The organism is Cetobacterium sp., assembly GCF_048470075.1.
In the GTDB taxonomy this organism is placed as follows: domain Bacteria; phylum Fusobacteriota; class Fusobacteriia; order Fusobacteriales; family Fusobacteriaceae; genus Cetobacterium_A.
The window spans coordinates 1-2,336 of sequence record NZ_DBGBQB010000045.1; the positions used below are offsets into that span (position 1 = coordinate 1).

The following is a 2,336-nucleotide window of genomic DNA, read 5'->3' on the forward strand; positions in this document are numbered from 1 at the left end:
ATCTAAGTGGTTTTCTTTTATTAATAGTAAACTCTAACTTAACTTGGATTATTGAAAAAGATATTCGTAATAAAAAAAGTGATTTTTTAATTCCATTAGAAACTCTACAAAAGAATAAAACATCACTTCATATATATTCAAATGATTTTACCATTGAAGATGTTTGGAGTGTTGGACAAAATATCCTCACTTTAAATGAGGAAACTGTTCTTCCTGAGCACTTTTATATTTTATCTAAAAACTCAACTGTTGATTTAGATAGCAACTATAAAATTGTCGCTAAGGAAATGTACAGTAGATTTAATGATAGTGACGATACTGTATATATCTATAAGGTTATGAATATTGACTAAATAATTCTAAGAGATAATTAAATTATCTCTTAGAATTTTATTTTTCAGCTACTATTAACCTAACCACATCACCTAACATAATATTTTTACTAGTTACCTTTGAAAACCCCGAATATCTAATAGTTTTCTCTGTCTCCCTTAAAAGAGATGTTCCTAAAATTGATTTTGTAAAAATATTTAAGAATGTTAACCCTATATTTATTATAAAATTACTACTTTTCATATGTTCAATAAATACAGCTTTTCCACCTTTTTTTAATACTCTATACACTTCGTCTATTCCTTTTTCAGGATTTGGTACGGTACAAAACACACATGAGGAAAATACTGAGTCAAATGTATTATCAGGAAAACTCATATTTTCAATATCCATCTCCAATAATTTCACATTTTTTAGTCCCAATAATTCGGCTTTTTTCTTAGCTAAATCCAACATCCCTATGGAAAAATCTATCCCTGTAACATCTGAGTCTTTTTTATAGTATTTTAAACAAGCTCCACTTCCAATTCCAATCTCCAATATTTTTCCCTCTAACATATTGACAGCTTCTTTTTTTATCCCATTCATAGGCATCTTCTCTTCCATCTTATCAAAAATTTTGGCCATTCGACTATACTTATCTTTTGTTTCCATTTTAACCCTCCTAACTCTTTTTATTTTATACTAAAAGAAAATCTCTTATTCAACAGTATATATTATTCAAATAATATATACAAGGAGGTTCTATGGATAATCTTTTACAAAGAAAACTGCGACTTGGAATTGCAGCTTGTCAATTTGGTTCAAAAGTAAGATACAATGGAAAAGGAATCGATCTTTCACAACATCTAGGTAGAGATAGAGGTCAATTTATTTGGACTCCTGTTTGCCCTGAAATTATGAGTGGAATGGGGGTTCCTAGAGCTAGTATTAAACTTTCTGGAGGAAATGGTTTTGATTTTTGGAATGGAAAGGCCAATATAAAAAACAAAGATGGCGAGAATAAAAATGATATGATAAAAAAAGGGGCTATTGCCTGTTTTGAAACTCTGGAAAGAGCTGATATAGATGCTTATATATTTATGGAGGGAAGCCCATCTTGTGGGGTTTACAGAACCAGTTTAAAAAATCAGAGACTTGGAAATCCTCCTGGAGTTTTTGGTGCTTTACTTTTGGAAAAAGGAGTCTTTTTAATTAGCTCTATTGATTTACAAAGTCCAATTAGATGGTGGGACTGGAAAAGAAGACTGGTAGCTTTTGTTTGGATTAAAGAACAAAATATTGACTCAAAAGAGATTTTAAAAGATATCTGGGATAAGGTTAAATATGTTCTCTATGAGCTACATGAAGAGGAAGCCCAAGCATTGAGAGATAGAATAAGAGAGGTTCTAAGCTCCACTGAATTCATATCTGATGAAACTTACAGTGCTCTTAAAATATCAATTCTTAATCTCCTTAGAAAACCAGCTAAATTGGATAATATTAAAAAATGCTTATGGGCTAACTACTTAGAGTTAAAACAGAGAGAAAATATTGAAGTTAAAGATATCTTTGAACCTCATACTTTGAGAAATATGACCCATATTGCTCAGGAGTTGCTTGGAATAGAGATTGAAGCTAGAAAGAAAAATATTTTATTTAGAAGTTCTCCTATAAACTATAAGCCAGATAGATAATTTATTTCCAAAAAAAGAGAAAAGACCGTGTCTACTCAGTCTTTTCTCTTTTTCACTTTATTATCCACACTTTATCTAAAAATAGTTTATCTCATTTTATTTATAATAAAACTAACATTTCTTCCACTTACCTCTGCAAGCTCTTCTTCATCAATAGGCATAACTTTAGATACATTATTTTCATAACTAAATATCTCTTGTGTCTTAGTGATTACAGAATTTTTTAAAGAAAATTGGTTATTCTCAGTTTCCTTACTTTTTAAACCTCTTGCATATATATTCATTGCCAATAACAATCCCACTATAATATATACAATTTTCTTACTC

General features: G+C 29.8%; 3 protein-coding genes and 1 pseudogene. 2 read left to right on the forward strand and 2 right to left on the reverse strand.

The genetic code is table 11. The features are described from left to right. Positions 1-353, forward strand: a pseudogene (locus ACMOUI_RS01430) (hypothetical protein); the annotation flags it as partial. 37 nt (positions 354-390) lie between these two features. On the opposite strand, the gene ACMOUI_RS01435 reads toward ACMOUI_RS01430, so the two are convergent. Further along, positions 391-1,011, reverse strand: a complete 621-nt coding sequence (locus tag ACMOUI_RS01435) for a class I SAM-dependent methyltransferase (RefSeq protein ID WP_418963968.1) — start codon at positions 1,009-1,011, stop codon at positions 391-393. Positions 1,012-1,079: 68 nt separating this feature from the next. Here ACMOUI_RS01435 and ACMOUI_RS01440 point away from each other — a divergent pair, with 68 nt between their 5' ends. Then, a complete protein-coding gene (locus ACMOUI_RS01440) occupies positions 1,080-2,009 on the forward strand; it encodes a DUF523 domain-containing protein (RefSeq protein WP_418963966.1) in 930 nt (309 codons plus the stop codon). Positions 2,010-2,095: 86 nt separating this feature from the next. Here ACMOUI_RS01440 and ACMOUI_RS01445 read toward each other — a convergent pair. Further along, positions 2,096-2,336: hypothetical protein (locus ACMOUI_RS01445; RefSeq protein ID WP_418963967.1), on the reverse strand; the 241-nt coding region annotated here is incomplete at its 5' end.

What these genes read in the sequence shown, in the direction of transcription:
- ACMOUI_RS01440 (WP_418963966.1), top strand. Translation starts at nt 1,080, where the DNA reads ATGGATAATCTTTTACAAAGAAAACTGCGACTTGGAATTGCAGCTTGT.